The sequence below is a fragment of the Maribellus sp. CM-23 genome (genome assembly GCF_021354595.1).
GTDB lineage: Bacteria > Bacteroidota > Bacteroidia > Bacteroidales > Prolixibacteraceae > Draconibacterium.
In genome coordinates this window covers 215,003-229,347 of sequence record NZ_JADWYJ010000002.1, presented here as the reverse complement: position 1 = coordinate 229,347, position 14,345 = coordinate 215,003, and the positions used below count along the sequence as shown (strand labels likewise).

Sequence of the window (14,345 nt, the reverse complement as noted above, 5' to 3'; positions counted from 1 at the left end):
AATGAGTAAAAAACATTTTCTGGCCTTTGACCTCGGAGCATCGAGTGGGAGAGCAATATTGGGAACACTGGAGAAAGGAAACCTGGAACTTCAGGAAATTCATCGGTTTAAAAATCAAATGATTCGTATTCATGGCAGCTATTACTGGAATATTTACAGCTTGTTTGATGAATTGAAGACCGGTCTGAAGAAATGCGTCAACGAATACAAAATACAACCCGACTCCATCGGGATCGATACCTGGGGAGTTGATTATTCGCTGGTTTCTGCATCGGGCCAATTGGTCGGTTTGCCTTTTGCCTATCGCGACCACCGTACCGATCGTGCGATGGAAGAGTTTTTCAGGGTATTACCGAAAGAGGAGACTTATTTGTTGTCAGGCATTCAGTTTATGCAGTTTAATACCTTGTTTCAGTTGTTTGCTTCAAACAAGGAAAAGCACTCCAGACTCAACATTGCCAAAAGCCTGCTTTTTACGCCCGATACACTCAACTACCTGTTTACCGGGGTTAAAAAGAATGAATATACCATTGCCAGTACTTCGCAGATGCTGAAGCCCGGAAAAGCGGAGTGGGAGGAAAAGCTGGTTAATGCTAGTGGAATTTCAAAAGACTTATTGGAAACAATTGTTCAGCCGGGCGAAGTGATCGGTACTATTCTGGCAGAAATACAGGAAGACACCGGAAGTGCCGGAATACCATGTATTGCGGTTGCTTCGCACGATACAGCTTCGGCCATTGCTTCGGTGCCTGCTGAAGACGGAAACTGGGCGTACCTGAGTTCAGGAACCTGGTCGCTGCTGGGAATCGAAAGTCCGACTCCGCTGGTATCAGAAGAAACACTTCGGATGAACTTTACCAACGAAGGCGGTGTGGATGGAACAACACGTTTCTTGAAAAATATCATGGGAATGTGGCTAATCCAGGAATGCAAGCGTATTTGGGACGAGGAAAAGGAAATGGACTGGCAGGAGATTGTTGACCTGGCCTGCGAAGCTGAGCATTTTAAGTGCCTGATTAACCCGGATGATCCGGTATTTTTGAACCCGGGAAACATGCCCAAAGCCATTCAGGAGTTTTGTAAAAAAACAGGGCAGGCCGTTCCTCAAACAAAGGGCGAAGTGGCGCGGTGTATTTACGACAGCCTGGTTTTGAAATACAAATATACCATCCACCAGGTGGAATCGGTAACCGGAAAGAAAATCGATAAACTTCATATCATTGGTGGTGGTGCGCGCAACGAAATGTTGAACCAGCTAACCGCCGATGCCACCGGAATACCGGTTTGGGCAGGCCCAACGGAAGCTACAGCCATTGGTAACCTGATGATACAGGCAAAAGCGCTGGGCGAGGTTTCTTCTTTGTCCGAAATCAGAGCGATTGTTAAACGTTCGTTTGAACCACAGGAATATGTACCGGCAGCCAACCTTGACTGGGACGCTGCCTATGAGAAGTTTTTGAAATTAACGTAGTTGTTAAATGTTAACCCCTGAACTTTATAATTCAAAAAAGATTGAAAACGGCTTGATCAAAGATTGATACAGTTTGGGCCAATCCTTTCAGTTGTGTCCCGGAACTTGGTGATTTACTTTAATTGAGGCTGTACAAAACCGAGAAGAAATGCATAATGCTTCCGGCTAGTACAAACAGGTGCCATATTCCGTGACCGTATTTCAGGTTGCGCCATGCGTAGAAAATAACACCTACTGAGTAACACCCGCCGCCTACAAACAGAAATACAATACTTGAAGTGGGAAGGTTTCTGACCATTGGCACTACTGCCATCAAAAACATCCAGCCCATGGCCAGGTAAATGCCAACCATCAGTTTTCTGAAACGGGTAAGGTAAATGGAACGAATGACAACACCAATAATGGCCAGTGCCCAGATAATTCCAAACAAAGTCCAGCCAAGCGCTCCTCGGATGGTGGTCAAAACAAAAGGCGTGTACGTGCCGGCTATCAGTAAAAAAATGGCAGCATGGTCGAAGCGGACAAACAGATTTTTGATGTTTTCTTTTGTAAAACTGTGGTAAAGAGTCGAAGCCAGGTAAAGAAGCACCAAAGTAGAACCAAAAATGCTGAAACTTACCACATGCCAGACAGTCCCTTTAATGGCTGCAAACACCACTAAAAGCACAAGTGCTGCAATGCTCAGCAAAGTTCCTATTCCGTGGGTTATGCTGTTGAAAATTTCTTCTCCCAGTGTCAGAGTTCTGTATCCTTCCTCAGATTTTCTATACTTCGCCATGAATTCTTCTTTTTGATAGAACGAAAAATGATAAACGAATGTATGCAAAAATTACCACCACTGTTCGTTTATAAACCTGATCCAAATAAATATTAAGGCTAATTTGTTATACCTCAATTTTTTTGATGAACTGCTGCGACTACTATTTAGAATGATTTTTTATGTTCGCAAAGGAGTTTTCAGGAAGCGAAAAAGGGGGAGGTGATAAAGCATAAATTGTATCTTTGAAAAAAAATCAAGGCATGGATCTTCCACAGGTAACCAATCAAAATGTAGATGTACTGCTTAGCAGGGCAGAAATAGTACAGCAAACGGCCGAGCAGATTATGAAAGACTTTGGCATGTTTGGCGTGGAGATCACTTTCTCAGGCGACACCGAGCATGCTTACGAAGAACTGCACAATCAACTCATTCATCAAATTGCCACTTTGGTTGAACGGAACTACGATTTACTGCTTTCCGTGCTATACCAGGTCGATATTACTGATCGTGAAATCCAAAAAGCCCAACAGGAACTCCCGCATTATTCCCATCTGGAGATTATCGCTCACCAGGTAATCGTACGCGATTTGAAGAAAGTTTTGCTTCGCCGGTATTTCAAAATGAAAGAAAATGATATTCGATAAATAATTGGGTTGTAATTATATACCATTTTATTCGAATGTTCCCCTTCATTTTTATTTAAATGAACATAAACAATCCTTTTCTCATCTGTGTTATTATGCCTGTTAAAATCAACTAACAGGAAAACTATTCAGTACACCAACGCTTAAAATTTATTGTTAATGCCTAAATGAGAGGCCGCACTATGGTTGTGTCTCTTCAGGGATTTTACACGGTAATTTGTTATGCAAAATGCAGAGTATAAATAATAAATGTTAATCAATTTAATCTGGAAAATTATGAAAAAGAGAATTTTATTTTTTGTGATGGTTTGTTTAGTAAGTTTTGCATCGGTAGCACAGGCACCTCTTGAAAAGGGAGCGATGCAGATTAATACGGGTATTGGTTTGTCGAGTTGGGGATTGCCGGTTTATGGCGGTCTGGAATACGGCATTGGCAACAACATTTCGGTAGGTGGAGAGCTTTCGTACAGAAGCAAGTCGGAATCTTACAGTTCCAGTAAGTGGAAAACCAGCTACACTTCTATTTCTGGTTTGGCAAACTATCATTTCAACGAGGTATTGAACATTCCTTCTCAGTTTGACTTTTATGCCGGTTTATCACTGGGATATTCCATCTTTAATTCGAAATACGATGGCCATGATTTAGGGCACTACAGCGGAAGTGGTTCTTCAGGCCTGTATTTGAATGCCCAGGTAGGTGGCAGGTATTTCTTTTCCGATAAACTGGGGGTAAACCTTGAGTTAGGCGGTGGAAATGTCTTCTCAGGCGGTAAAGTAGGAGTTACTATTCTGTTGTAATCCATTGTCGAAGAGATATAAAAAGAGGCTGTTCGAAATGAACAGCCTCTTTTCTTTTGTATTCGCTTTTTATGCTAATAATTGAATACGTAGCGAATGTTGAGCCCAAATCCCCCGGCATGAAAGTCGGTTTCTTCTACAAGGCTAAGTTCGGGTCTCCAGTCAACACTTAAGGAAATAGGGATGGAATTGAATTTGTATTCCAGACCAATCTCGCCGGCAGCGCCCAACCAAAACGGGTCGTCAAAAACAGCGTAAGGTCCTACACCCATGTACCAGTTAAAAGCTTCGTCAGTGATCGGACGGTAGATAAAGTCCCATATCAAATCCACGCCCAGGCCATCGCCAAAAGAAACGTCAGCATGGATACGGCTGAATTGGCCGGTACTGAAAATTCCGTCGATCGCCACATTCCCTCCGGAAACATCGCCAAAACGAACCCCCAGTTCCTGAGCATTTCCAACAATAACACTCCCTAAAATAATGCTTAATGCAAGTAAAGTCCTTTTGATTGTTTTCTTCATAGCTTAAAAATTTATTGTAATTACTGCAAATTACTTAATTCAGTTTAATCTATTTAACTAAAGTCTTTGAAAAATTTCAATGTTTCAGGTTTATTTAGTTTTGATTAACGCCAAAAACTGTCATTCCGGCCGTGCAACCATTATGCCAGTATTGCTTTTCCCGCCCTTTAGATACTCTGAAAGTGGCTCTTCCGAAATAACCACCTTCATTAGTTTTGAAGAAGCGTGCATCAGGTGTATTCGTCCGTTTACTTTTATTAAAATACCTACGTGCGTCATGTCAAGCCCTTTTACAGAGGTAGTAATGCCAATAATATCTCCGCTTTTCAGCTGGCTTTCCACTTCTTCCACTTTTTCAACCGGGATGTAATACATCGTTCTTTGGCTGATAGCCGCTTCAATGGTTTTCATTTCCTCTACCCACGCGCTATTTTGTTTCAGTTGCTTGTAACTGTCGGGGTGAGAACTCATAAAATCTACCTGAAGTGGGAAGGGAGTGTTACAAACCTGTTTAGATACGTCTTTGATCGCTCCGTTTTGAGCGTTCTCATAAATCCAGTCGCTGAAATAGTGTAAACGTGAAGGGTATTCCGCTATTTTTCCGTGGCGGTATCTTAGTTGTTGCAATTGGTTGGTAAAGTTTTCAAAGGTTGGCTGCCCGTTTTTTATCGTTCGGGCAATGGCAATACAGTTTTCGGCAAAAGTGGTACAATCCAGTTCCCGCAGGTTGATGATCAACTCTTCTTTTTCCGATTCCAAGGTGTGGGCCACATAAGGCGTATTCAGGAACTGCATGCCGGTGGCGACTACCAACTCGGCTGTCGACGCATCTTTTTTTGTTTTGAGAGCCTCAAAAACACTTTCGAGCACTTGCTTGTCCGCTTTTTCATATTTAACCGGGTCTGCTGCTATAAGCTTTCCGCTTAGCAGGCAAAACAGAATGAGAACCAGGGTATTTTGCATCTTTTTAAAATTGTCAGTTGTTATTCGTGCTTTGTATATCCAATGCTAAAAATAACAATTTTGGCTTTTCTTAATGGTTCCAAATACAGGAAGATGTAAAAATCAGACAACAGTGTACTTTCTCAGCGTTCAGCATAAATACATATTACGCACTAAGCGGTTGTGATCGCTAAACGCTTTTTCTGGTATTAATTGTTGACTGTTAAAAGAGCCAACCAGCTTCAAAAGATGTTTTACTTTTTCTGACGGTCTTTCACTCGCATAAACCTGAACAGTTTTAGCACATAGTCGGGCAGCGGGTGATGGCCTCTTTTCCGGAAATCGATGTACCAGCCTATTTTTTTGAGGATAGGAATTTTATGGGTTTCTACAAACTCGATCAAAGTTCCTTCCGGAGCCTGAATGTAGGCAAAGTTACCGGCAGCTTCCCCCATGTCGAACGACTCCATCGCTTTGGCGCTGTCGACGGTAAAAGGATGCCCCAATTGTTTTGCCTTTTCACGGAAGGCATCCATGCCGTTGATGTCGAAACACAGGTGGATAAACCCGGGGTCTCCCCAGATTCTGCCTTCGTAAATGTCACGCGGTTCGTAGTCTTGTGCTTCTACCAGTTCGATAACCGATTGGCCGAAAAACGGACTGAATGCCCCCTGTTTTACATCGGAATGTTTGAGCAGCACACGACGGAATGTTTTATTGCCTCCGGGCAAGCCTTTGAAGTCTTCAAACTGTCCGGTTTTATCGTAAACGATCTGGTCGTAGCTTAATATATCCTGGTAAACGCGCAGGCTTTCCTCCATGTTTTTAACACCGATAATGGCTCCGATTACCCCGCCACTCACTGATTTTTCCTTTTTTCTGAAAACTTCCTTTTTGGTTTTAAACTCCCAGATATTCTGGTAAATGTCTTTCAGAAAGAAATGATCGTTCCCCGAAGGATCTTTGGTGATCGGAGTTAAAATATTGAGTTTTGATGCTTTGAACTTGTCGTATGCCGCCTGAATGTCAGCCGTTTTTATTTTACCGATGTTAATACCCAAATCGCCCAGGTTGACATCGAAAGGGCAGGGGGTGGGTTTTTTCCCGGTGTGCTGCCAGATCTCAAATCCGCCTCCTCCCTGCATGTTCAATGCAAGAACGGCATGTCTTTTCCTGGGTTTGCCATCGGTGTGAGCCAGCATTAACTCTGCAGTTGCTTCTTCTTCAAACATCCTGATGTCCATCGCAAAATGCTTGCGGTACCATTTCCATGCTTCGTGAAAATTTTCAACCCCAACACCTAACTGTTGTATGCCATTAATCTGCTCCTTCATACTCTGACTTCCATTTAAATATCACATCGGTTTTACGCGCGACGCAAGATAGTAATATAATCGCGGCAAAAACCTGCGAATGTAAACCATTATAATTTCCTTGTTACCTACCAGTATCTCTTTCTTTTCCCTTTTTAATCCTTTGCAAATGATTTTTGCACATTGATCAGCGGGCATTCCTCCTGCCTGGTTTTCGTCGAGCTTGCCGTGCGCCTCGCCCGAGCTGTTTACCGCATTTACCGAGATATTGGTACTGATAAATCCCGGGATGATCATTGAAACACGGATGTTGTTCTGTTTATTTTCGGCTAAAAGGCTTTCAAAAAAACCATGCAAGGCCTGTTTGGATGCCGAATACGACGAGCGGTACGGGAATCCAAATTTGCCAACAATGCTTGATGTGGCTGCAATGTGGCCGTCGCCTTTGGCAATCATACCCGGTAAAACCAGTTTGGTAAGGGCGATAGTGCCAAAATAATTTACTTCAAAAATTTTCCGGTCTACCTGCAGCGGTGTTTCGCTCACGAGGGCACGCTGGCTGATTCCTCCAAAATGGTACAAAGCATCGGGGACAAGGCCCTTTGCATTTACTTTTTGGCAGGCAGCTTCAATGGTGGGGATGTTTCCCAAGTCAAAAGAAACCGGATAAGCGGTGCTCCCGTTGCTGTTGCAAAGAGAGGCAACTTCTTCCAACGCGGCTTCGTTTCTGCCCGAAAGAATGAGTGTACATTTTTCTTTTGAAAGTGCCAGTGCAACTTCTTTTCCGATCCCCGAAGTAGCTCCGGTCACCCATATTGTTTTACCTGAAAAATCCATAGTATTTTAGCCGAGGCACGAAGATAACAGTTTATTTACGGGCTTAAAACAATTTTTCCGGAATTAACTTTGAGAAATCAGTATTGTAGGAGCTATTAACAAATTGAGGGTATAGATTCTTTCGCTTCTTCGTCGGCTGACGAATTCGCTCAGAATGACAAAGGGCTAGTTTGAGACAGGCTTCAAGGATAGGTGGTTTGGTGGCTGTGCCGCCAAACCACCTATCCTTGAAGCGGACACCTCCTAAAGCCAGTCATTCCGATTCGTCAATTGACGGATAGGAATCTTTTCATAATTAGTCGAGCAATCGTTTTATGAACTACTTTTTGGGTAAATCCACGTATTAAGATTTTTCAGTGTGCCTGAGCTCTTTGGGTTCCGGAAACAAAAGACTAAATACCACTGCCAACGAAAAGGCGAGCACATAACTTGCCAGTCGTTCTGATATTCCGGTGAGATCAACGAGCCAGGTTTTCCATACCACCGCGGTGATGGTGCCGGTGATGAGGCTGGCAAAAACGCCGGCCCTCGATAATTTTTTCCAGAAAACCAGCAACACAATGGCTGGCCCGAACGATGCCCCGATTCCACTCCAGGCATAAGACACCAGGCCATAAACCGTATCTTCCATGGTTATGGCAAGCAGAAACCCCACCAAGCCAACTCCCAGAGTAAGCAGCTTGTTAAGGTTGAGCATTCTTTTTTCGCTGATTTTCTTTTTGGTAACATGCAGGTAAAAGTCTTCGGTCATCGATGATGAAACCACCATCAACTGCGAGGAGGCAGTCGACATCATGGCCGAAACGGCACCGGATAAGAGAATTCCGGCCAGGATCGGGTTGAGCAAAGTCATCACCATAACAGGCATTATTTTTTCGGCATCGTTGCTTACCGACGCGGCTGCTTCGCCCAGTAAGCCGGCTTGTACCAGTTTGTAGCCAATAATCCCGATCAGAAAAGCACCGATATAGGCCAGCAAAGTCCAGGAAATAGCCAGCCACCGGCTTTGTTGGGTTTCTTTTTGACTGCGCATGGCCATCATTCGGGTGAGGAGTTGCGGTTGTCCGGTATAACCAAAGGCCCAACTCAACCCGTTCAGAATAAGCAAACCTCCGGTCGCCTGTTTAACCGTGTCGGCATTGAGCGGAACGGTGTAACTGGCCTGCGTAATGGCGCTGGCAATGTCGATGTTGTTGGTGGCTGCAATTCCGAGTGCTATAATGGGCAAAACAACACAGGTAATGACCATTAAAATCGCCTGAAAAGCATCGGTAGCCACCACGGTAATAAAACCTCCGAGCATGGTATACAAGGTTACGAGCGATGAGCCGATTACCATGCCCCAGAAAGGATCGATACGAAAGGTGTCGTTAAAGATTTTTCCTGCACCGCTGAATTGTGCCGCTATGTACAAAACAAAAAAGAAGATAATGATCAGCGACGAAAGAACCCCAAAACTGCGCTGTGTGCCTTTGAACTTTGCCGAGAATAAGCCGGGAACGGTTAATGCCCCGGTTTTTTCGGTGAGTTTTTGCAGTGGTTGTGCCAGAAAAGTCCACAAAAACAAAATGCCCGAAACGCAGCCCAAAGCCACCCAAATAGCGGCCATTCCTTCGGAGTAGGCAAGCCCGGTTAGGCCCAGCAGCAACCAGGCTGATTCTCCGGTAGCTCTTTCCGACAGAGCCAGCGAAAAGCCGGAAATCTTCTTTCCGCCTATGACAAAATCGTTGTTGGTTCTAGAACGTCGTGCCGAATAGGCTACAATGGCTATCAGTACAAGCAGGTAGGCCACAAAGACAATAATCATACATTTTCTTTTTGTGCGTGCTTTTAAAGGTAAAAAGAAAATCACTACTGAAAGTGGAATACATTAAAAGTTGGGCTTACTCACCGTAATTTTGTTCCTTAAAACGTCAGCCAGACAAAGCATGGAAGACTGTTGGGTGATTCCGTGTCTGTCAGACAAAACCTGAAAAATGATTTGTCAACTCATGTCTGTCAGCCAAGCCATGAAAAACTGTTCGGTCAACTCATGTCAGCCAGACAAAGCATGAAAAACTGTCCGGACGACCCGTGTCAGCCAGACAAAGCTTGAAAGACTGTTCGGTCATTCCGTGTCTGTCGGACAAAACCTGAAAAAAGTGATTTGTCAGCTCATGTCTGTCAGACAAGCCATGAAAAACTGTTTGGTCAGCGCTCGTCAGCCAGACGATGCATAAAAATCTGTAGAATAAGTTTTGGTAATTACCCGCTTAGTTTCTGATTCAGGTTCTGAAAACCTTCACCCAGAATTTCCTTGGTATCCATGATGGTGATAAAGGCATCGGGATCGATTTTGCTGATGTATTCTTCCAGAATGGCCACTTCGCGACGGCTTACCACGGTGTAAATTATCTCCTTGTCTTCGTCGGTGTACATGCCTTTTCCTTTAAAATAAGTGCCACCACGTTCGAGGTCGTTCAGCAGTTTATCTTTTATAAGTGCATGTTGTTTCGAAATAATAAAAAGCGCCTTGTTGTAGTCGGCTCCTTCCAGTGTAATGTCGATCACTTTCCCGGTTATGAAAATCACTACCCACGAATACAAGGGGATAGCCCAGTCGCCAAAGGCCAGCAAGCCAAATAAAACGATCACCGAGTCGACATAGATCATAAGGCGGCCCAGTTGTAAACGCGTGTATTTGGCAATAATCATGGCAATAATATCCGATCCACCCGAGGTAGCTCTTGATTTAAAAATCAGTCCCAAACCAAATCCGGCCAGCACGCCTCCAAACACACACGACAAAAGCACATCGTTTACCAGCGGTACATCAGCAGCAACCGGACGCATCCAGGTGATCAGGTCGTTAAAGGTGGCGGTTAATATCGAGCCCATAATGGTTTTTACGCCAAAGCGCGGCCCCAGAATTTTTATTCCGGCAATAATCAGTGGGATGTCCAGCAATAAGGCAAACAAACCCACGGGGATACCGTCGGGCCAAAAAGAAAACACGCCCTTGGTGAGGTAGTGAACCACGATGGAAATACCGTAAACACCTCCCGGAACAATTTTATGCGGTGTAATAAAGAATACAAATGAGGAGGCCAGAATGAAAGAACCAATAACAATAAACAAATAGTGTTTGAACCAGAGTTTACTAAAAATCTTGTCTTTTGTCAGGAATGCCATGATCTGAAAATTTTTTGCAAATGACTAAAAAAGCACGGGCATAAACATTGATGATTGTCAGAAATTGTACATAATGTACTCTCTGTGCTTCGAGTACAAAGGAAATGATTTTAACGCTAATCGAGTACGAAACGGTAGGATATTGTTCCCTGCTGGAAAGCGGGTGCGCTTTCGCTTACATTGAAGCGTGCTTTTAGCGCTGCCTGTTTGGCTTCGTTCCAGAATTTCTGGTCCATAATGGTTGTTCCCCGAACACCTGCTTCGGCACTGGTTACTTTCCCGGTTTTGTCTACCGTAACTTTAACCACCACCACTCCGGCATCGTTGCCCGGGTATTGAGGTTTCGGCAAGGAAATGGCCGACCTGCCCGATAAACTGAATGAAATACCAGAGCCCTGGTTGCCGGAGCCGCTGCCACCCTGGCCGTAGTTACCCGCATTGGGATCGCCGGTGGGCACGCCCTGGTTGCCTCCGGGGAAAGTTACTCCCTGGCTTTTTCCGTCACCGCTTCCTGTACCACCGGTCCCGTTGCCGCTTTTGGCAAATGCTCCCTGCGTACGCGAGTTTATTTCGTTTATTTTGCGTTGCTCTTCTTCCAGCCGTTTTCGTTCTGCTTCTTCTTTGGCTTTTCGTTCTGCTTCCGCCTTAGCTTTTGCCTGGGCCTCGGCTTTCGCCTTGGCATCTGCCTCTGCCTTTCTCTTGGCTTCAGCGTCGGCCAATGCTTTTCTTTCGGCTTCTTCAGCCTGTTGTTTGCGGCGTTCTTCGGCTAACTGCTCTTGTCTTTTACGCTCTTCTTCCTTTTTTTTCTTTTCGGCGGCTTCAATTGCCACGGTTTTCTCGTAATCCTGTGTCATGGCCACTTCTTTGGCAGGCTGTGGATTCGACTTTGGAGCAGGCGGTGGAGTAGTGGCCGGCGGAGGCGTTGCCTTTTGTTCTTCGCGTTTGGGCGGAGCAGGCGTAGGAGTCGGTTGTTTCTGCCGTGCCGGAGCCGGTTCACGGTCGCCCAAGCCATTTTCGGAATTACCAAAGTTTACCAGAATACCTTCCTCGCCCGGCAATGGTAGCGGGGTAAAGAATCCAAGGAATATCAATAACATGAGCACAATCACGTGAAATACGATGGTGCCGATGATTCCTTTTTTGCGTTCGCTATAGTATTCTGTTTCCTTCATGTTCCGATGCAATGCCAATATTATTCGGGCGCAGTTGCCAGTATCATTTTATACTTGTTACGGCGGGCAATGTTCATAATTTTTACCACTTCGTTTACCGGCACACTTTGGTCGGCATGAAGTGAAATGAAAATATCGTCGTTGCCTGTGCCAAACTTGTTGCGCAGAAAAGGCTCAATTTCGTTGAATGCTACTCTGTTCAGTTTATTATCGTCGTTGATATAATATTTTATGTCTTTTGTGATCGAAATGGTCGTGATCGGCTTGGCAGATGTTTGATTGCTGCTTTGAGGCAGGAGCAGTTTCAACGCATTGGGCGCAATCAAGGTGGACGTGACCATAAAGAATATCAGCAAAAGAAACACAATGTCGGTCATCGACGACATGCTGAATGCTGCATTTACTTTATTTCGTTTTTTTAATGCCATTGAAATTGAATTATACCGGTTCGTTCAACAGATCCATAAATTCAGAAGTGGTGGCTTCCATTTTGAATACCACTTTCTCTACATTAGAAACCAGAATGTTGTAAGCAAAGTAAGCGATGATGCCCACAATAAGACCGGCAACCGTTGTTACCATGGCCTGGTAAATACCGGTCGACAGCAAAGTAACATCGATGTTGTTTCCGGCATTCGACATGTCGTAAAAGGCCTGGATCATCCCCATAACCGTTCCAAGGAAACCGATCATGGGCGCACCCCCGGCAACCGAAGCAAGTACCGGAAGTCCTTTTTCCAGCTTGGAAATTTCCAGGTTACCAACGTTTTCGATGGCTGCGTTTACATCGGTTAGCGGACGACCGATCCGGCTGATTCCTTTCTCCAGCATGCGCGATGCAGGATTGGCATTGCTGCGGCAAAGCGCAACGGCCGCGTCTATTTTTCCGGTTGAGATATAAACTTTGATCTTATCAAGCAGCCCCGAATCAAATTTCCCGGCTTTTTTGATGGCAAAATAGCGGTCGAAAAAGATATAAACCGCCACCACTGAAAGCGCCAGGATCGGTATCATAATCCAGCCACCTTTCAATGCCAGATCAATAAACTTGGTGGAAATTCCTTCCGGTTCGGTAACAGCAGCTTCCACGCCTTGCGGAAGATCAGTTTGGATCATCAATAGATTCAACATATTTTCTTACTAATGTTTTACAATTCTTATCAATAGAAACGGGGTATAATCTTAATTATTATACCCCGCAAAAGTACGTAATATTTTAAATGCTTTCCGAGTCGCAATTGCTCATAAGAACGGAGTTATGAACAATCGGATTTTAATTCGCTACAATCCGAATTCGATGTAGTAGAAAGCAGCACCTGCCAGGTAGCCTACCAAAGCCAGCCATGATATTTTTTTCAGGTACCAGATAAAGTCGATTTTTTCGAGTCCCATTGCAGCAACACCGGCTGCCGAACCAATGATGAGCATACTGCCCCCGGTTCCGGCGGTGTATGCCAGGAATTCCCAGAATGCACCATCCTGCACAAAGAAAGCGTCGTAACCGCTTACTCCAAGCTCGTGTACCGGGTACATACCCATTGCGCCTGCTACCAAAGGCACGTTGTCAACCACCGAAGAAAGTACCCCGATTGCCAGGTCGATCAGGAAGATATTTCCCAGTTGATCATCCAGGTATTTGGCCAGGATGTTCAGGTGACCTGCCGATTGCAATGCGGCAACGGCTGAAAGTATGCCGAGGAAGAACAGTACGGTTGGAACATCAACACGGCGCAGAATGGCTGTTACTTTTAGTTTGTTCTTAACTTCTTTCGGCTTGTCTTTGTGTTTAATTTCGCTAACCACCCACAAAACTCCCAACGAAAGCAACATGCCCATGTAAGGAGGAAGGTGGGTTACGGTTTTGAAAACCGGAACAAACAGTAAACCTCCAACTCCGAGAATCAGAAACAATATGCCTTCTCCTTTTGAAATATAATTTTCTTCTTCTACTTCAATGGTCGGACGGGTTACATTGCCTTTCATCGTGAACGAAAGAATAGCCAATGGAACCACCATACAAACAAGACTGGGGAGAAATACGCCCATGATGATTTTTGCAGCGGTTATCTGTCCGCCAATCCAAAGCATAATCGTAGTTACATCACCGATGGGCGACCAGGCGCCACCCGCATTGGCGGCAAGTACCACCATACTGGCAAAAAACCAGCGGGTTTGCTTGTCGTCGATCAGCTTGCGCAACAATGCTACCAAAACAATGGTAGTGGTTAAGTTATCCAGCAATGCAGACATGAAGAAAGTCAAAAAGCTGAGGATCCAGAGCAGTTTTACCTTGTTGGTAGTCTTGATCTTATCGGTGATAATCTTAAAACCTTCGTGCTGATCAACCATTTCAACAATGGTCATTGCACCCAATAAGAAGAACAAGATCTCGGATATCTCTCCCAAATGGTGAATGATTTCATAGTCAACAATAAATTCATGAACAGCATGAAGACCATGAACTTCGGGGTTTTCGGCAAGAAATGTACTCCAGGACGGGCTGAACCCGAGGTGAATAATGGATTCGCCACCAAGAATATAAGCCACCCAGCAAAGGGTACCTATGATTAAGGCTGAAGCTGCTTTATCAACCTTTAACGGATGTTCCAGAGCAATTGCCGTATAGCCCAGAACAAAGATCACAACCATTAATACAAACATAGTTTTGATTTTATGAGATTAAGTTTTGTCTTTCTTTTCAAGACCACAAAAT

Annotated in this window: 14 protein-coding genes; 3 read left to right on the top strand and 11 right to left on the bottom strand. The window is 44.5% G+C overall.

Annotated elements, in window-relative coordinates; genetic code table 11:
• The first annotated feature begins 1 nt into the window (after nt 1).
• The gene (rhaB, locus tag INQ51_RS08160; protein WP_233377480.1) at nt 2-1,471 is read left to right on the top strand and encodes a rhamnulokinase; all 1,470 of its coding nucleotides are present in this window, start codon (nt 2-4) and stop codon (nt 1,469-1,471) included.
• A 118-nt stretch (nt 1,472-1,589) separates the two neighbouring features.
• On the opposite strand, the gene trhA is transcribed toward rhaB, so the two are convergent.
• Nucleotides 1,590-2,249, bottom strand: coding sequence for a PAQR family membrane homeostasis protein TrhA (trhA, locus tag INQ51_RS08155; RefSeq protein WP_233377479.1), 660 nt, complete (start codon nt 2,247-2,249; stop codon nt 1,590-1,592).
• Between the two features lie 224 nt (nt 2,250-2,473).
• Between trhA and INQ51_RS08150 the strand changes: the two genes are divergently transcribed.
• Both INQ51_RS08150 and INQ51_RS08145 read left to right on the top strand, forming a co-directional pair.
• Nucleotides 2,474-2,875 carry a hypothetical protein gene (locus tag INQ51_RS08150; RefSeq protein WP_233377478.1) on the top strand — a complete coding sequence of 134 codons (402 nt, stop codon included), beginning with the start codon at nt 2,474-2,476 and terminating at the stop codon, nt 2,873-2,875.
• 276 nt (nt 2,876-3,151) lie between these two features.
• Complete coding sequence (locus INQ51_RS08145) at nt 3,152-3,673, top strand: outer membrane beta-barrel protein (RefSeq protein ID WP_233377477.1); 522 nt, start codon at nt 3,152-3,154, stop codon at nt 3,671-3,673.
• 74 nt (nt 3,674-3,747) lie between these two features.
• On the opposite strand, the gene INQ51_RS08140 is transcribed toward INQ51_RS08145, so the two are convergent.
• The 10 genes from INQ51_RS08140 to nhaD all read right to left on the bottom strand — a co-directional run bounded on the left by INQ51_RS08140 (nt 3,748) and on the right by nhaD (nt 14,293).
• Nucleotides 3,748-4,197 carry a hypothetical protein gene (locus INQ51_RS08140; RefSeq protein ID WP_233377476.1) on the bottom strand — a complete coding sequence of 150 codons (450 nt, stop codon included), beginning with the start codon at nt 4,195-4,197 and terminating at the stop codon, nt 3,748-3,750.
• A gap of 120 nt (nt 4,198-4,317) precedes the next feature.
• Entirely contained in the window at nt 4,318-5,160 is an 843-nt protein-coding gene (locus tag INQ51_RS08135) for an N-acetylmuramoyl-L-alanine amidase-like domain-containing protein (protein ID WP_233377475.1), read from the bottom strand.
• 233 nt (nt 5,161-5,393) lie between these two features.
• Nucleotides 5,394-6,473, bottom strand: coding sequence for a VOC family protein (locus tag INQ51_RS08130; protein WP_233377474.1), 1,080 nt, complete (start codon nt 6,471-6,473; stop codon nt 5,394-5,396).
• Between the two features lie 21 nt (nt 6,474-6,494).
• Nucleotides 6,495-7,289: an SDR family NAD(P)-dependent oxidoreductase gene (locus INQ51_RS08125; protein WP_233377473.1), complete on the bottom strand. Its 795-nt coding sequence runs from the start codon at nt 7,287-7,289 to the stop codon at nt 6,495-6,497.
• 343 nt (nt 7,290-7,632) lie between these two features.
• Nucleotides 7,633-9,096 (bottom strand): sodium/proline symporter, encoded by a 1,464-nt coding sequence (locus INQ51_RS08120; RefSeq protein WP_233377472.1) that lies wholly within the window; start codon nt 9,094-9,096, stop codon nt 7,633-7,635.
• 437 nt (nt 9,097-9,533) lie between these two features.
• Entirely contained in the window at nt 9,534-10,460 is a 927-nt protein-coding gene (locus INQ51_RS08115) for a YitT family protein (RefSeq protein WP_233377471.1), read from the bottom strand.
• Nucleotides 10,461-10,576: 116 nt separating this feature from the next.
• Nucleotides 10,577-11,632: a cell envelope integrity protein TolA gene (gene tolA, locus INQ51_RS08110; RefSeq protein ID WP_233377470.1), complete on the bottom strand. Its 1,056-nt coding sequence runs from the start codon at nt 11,630-11,632 to the stop codon at nt 10,577-10,579.
• Between the two features lie 20 nt (nt 11,633-11,652).
• On the bottom strand, nt 11,653-12,060 hold the full coding sequence (locus tag INQ51_RS08105) for an ExbD/TolR family protein (protein ID WP_119438859.1): 408 nt from the start codon (nt 12,058-12,060) through the stop codon (nt 11,653-11,655).
• A gap of 10 nt (nt 12,061-12,070) precedes the next feature.
• The gene (locus tag INQ51_RS08100; RefSeq protein WP_233377469.1) at nt 12,071-12,763 is read right to left on the bottom strand and encodes a MotA/TolQ/ExbB proton channel family protein; all 693 of its coding nucleotides are present in this window, start codon (nt 12,761-12,763) and stop codon (nt 12,071-12,073) included.
• A 150-nt stretch (nt 12,764-12,913) separates the two neighbouring features.
• Complete coding sequence (gene nhaD / locus INQ51_RS08095; RefSeq protein ID WP_233377468.1) at nt 12,914-14,293, bottom strand: sodium:proton antiporter NhaD; 1,380 nt, start codon at nt 14,291-14,293, stop codon at nt 12,914-12,916.
• Nucleotides 14,294-14,345: the final 52 nt, after the last annotated feature.

What these genes read in the sequence shown, in the direction of transcription:
- INQ51_RS08125 (WP_233377473.1), bottom strand. Translation starts at nt 7,289, where the DNA reads ATGGATTTTTCAGGTAAAACAATATGGGTGACCGGAGCTACTTCGGGG.
- INQ51_RS08100 (WP_233377469.1), bottom strand. Translation starts at nt 12,763, where the DNA reads ATGTTGAATCTATTGATGATCCAAACTGATCTTCCGCAAGGCGTGGAA.
- nhaD (WP_233377468.1), bottom strand. Translation starts at nt 14,293, where the DNA reads ATGTTTGTATTAATGGTTGTGATCTTTGTTCTGGGCTATACGGCAATT.
- INQ51_RS08115 (WP_233377471.1), bottom strand. Translation starts at nt 10,460, where the DNA reads ATGGCATTCCTGACAAAAGACAAGATTTTTAGTAAACTCTGGTTCAAA.
- INQ51_RS08140 (WP_233377476.1), bottom strand. Translation starts at nt 4,197, where the DNA reads ATGAAGAAAACAATCAAAAGGACTTTACTTGCATTAAGCATTATTTTA.
- INQ51_RS08130 (WP_233377474.1), bottom strand. Translation starts at nt 6,473, where the DNA reads ATGAAGGAGCAGATTAATGGCATACAACAGTTAGGTGTTGGGGTTGAA.
- INQ51_RS08120 (WP_233377472.1), bottom strand. Translation starts at nt 9,096, where the DNA reads ATGATTATTGTCTTTGTGGCCTACCTGCTTGTACTGATAGCCATTGTA.
- tolA (WP_233377470.1), bottom strand. Translation starts at nt 11,632, where the DNA reads ATGAAGGAAACAGAATACTATAGCGAACGCAAAAAAGGAATCATCGGC.
- INQ51_RS08145 (WP_233377477.1), top strand. Translation starts at nt 3,152, where the DNA reads ATGAAAAAGAGAATTTTATTTTTTGTGATGGTTTGTTTAGTAAGTTTT.
- INQ51_RS08105 (WP_119438859.1), bottom strand. Translation starts at nt 12,060, where the DNA reads ATGGCATTAAAAAAACGAAATAAAGTAAATGCAGCATTCAGCATGTCG.
- rhaB (WP_233377480.1), top strand. Translation starts at nt 2, where the DNA reads ATGAGTAAAAAACATTTTCTGGCCTTTGACCTCGGAGCATCGAGTGGG.
- trhA (WP_233377479.1), bottom strand. Translation starts at nt 2,249, where the DNA reads ATGGCGAAGTATAGAAAATCTGAGGAAGGATACAGAACTCTGACACTG.
- INQ51_RS08135 (WP_233377475.1), bottom strand. Translation starts at nt 5,160, where the DNA reads ATGCAAAATACCCTGGTTCTCATTCTGTTTTGCCTGCTAAGCGGAAAG.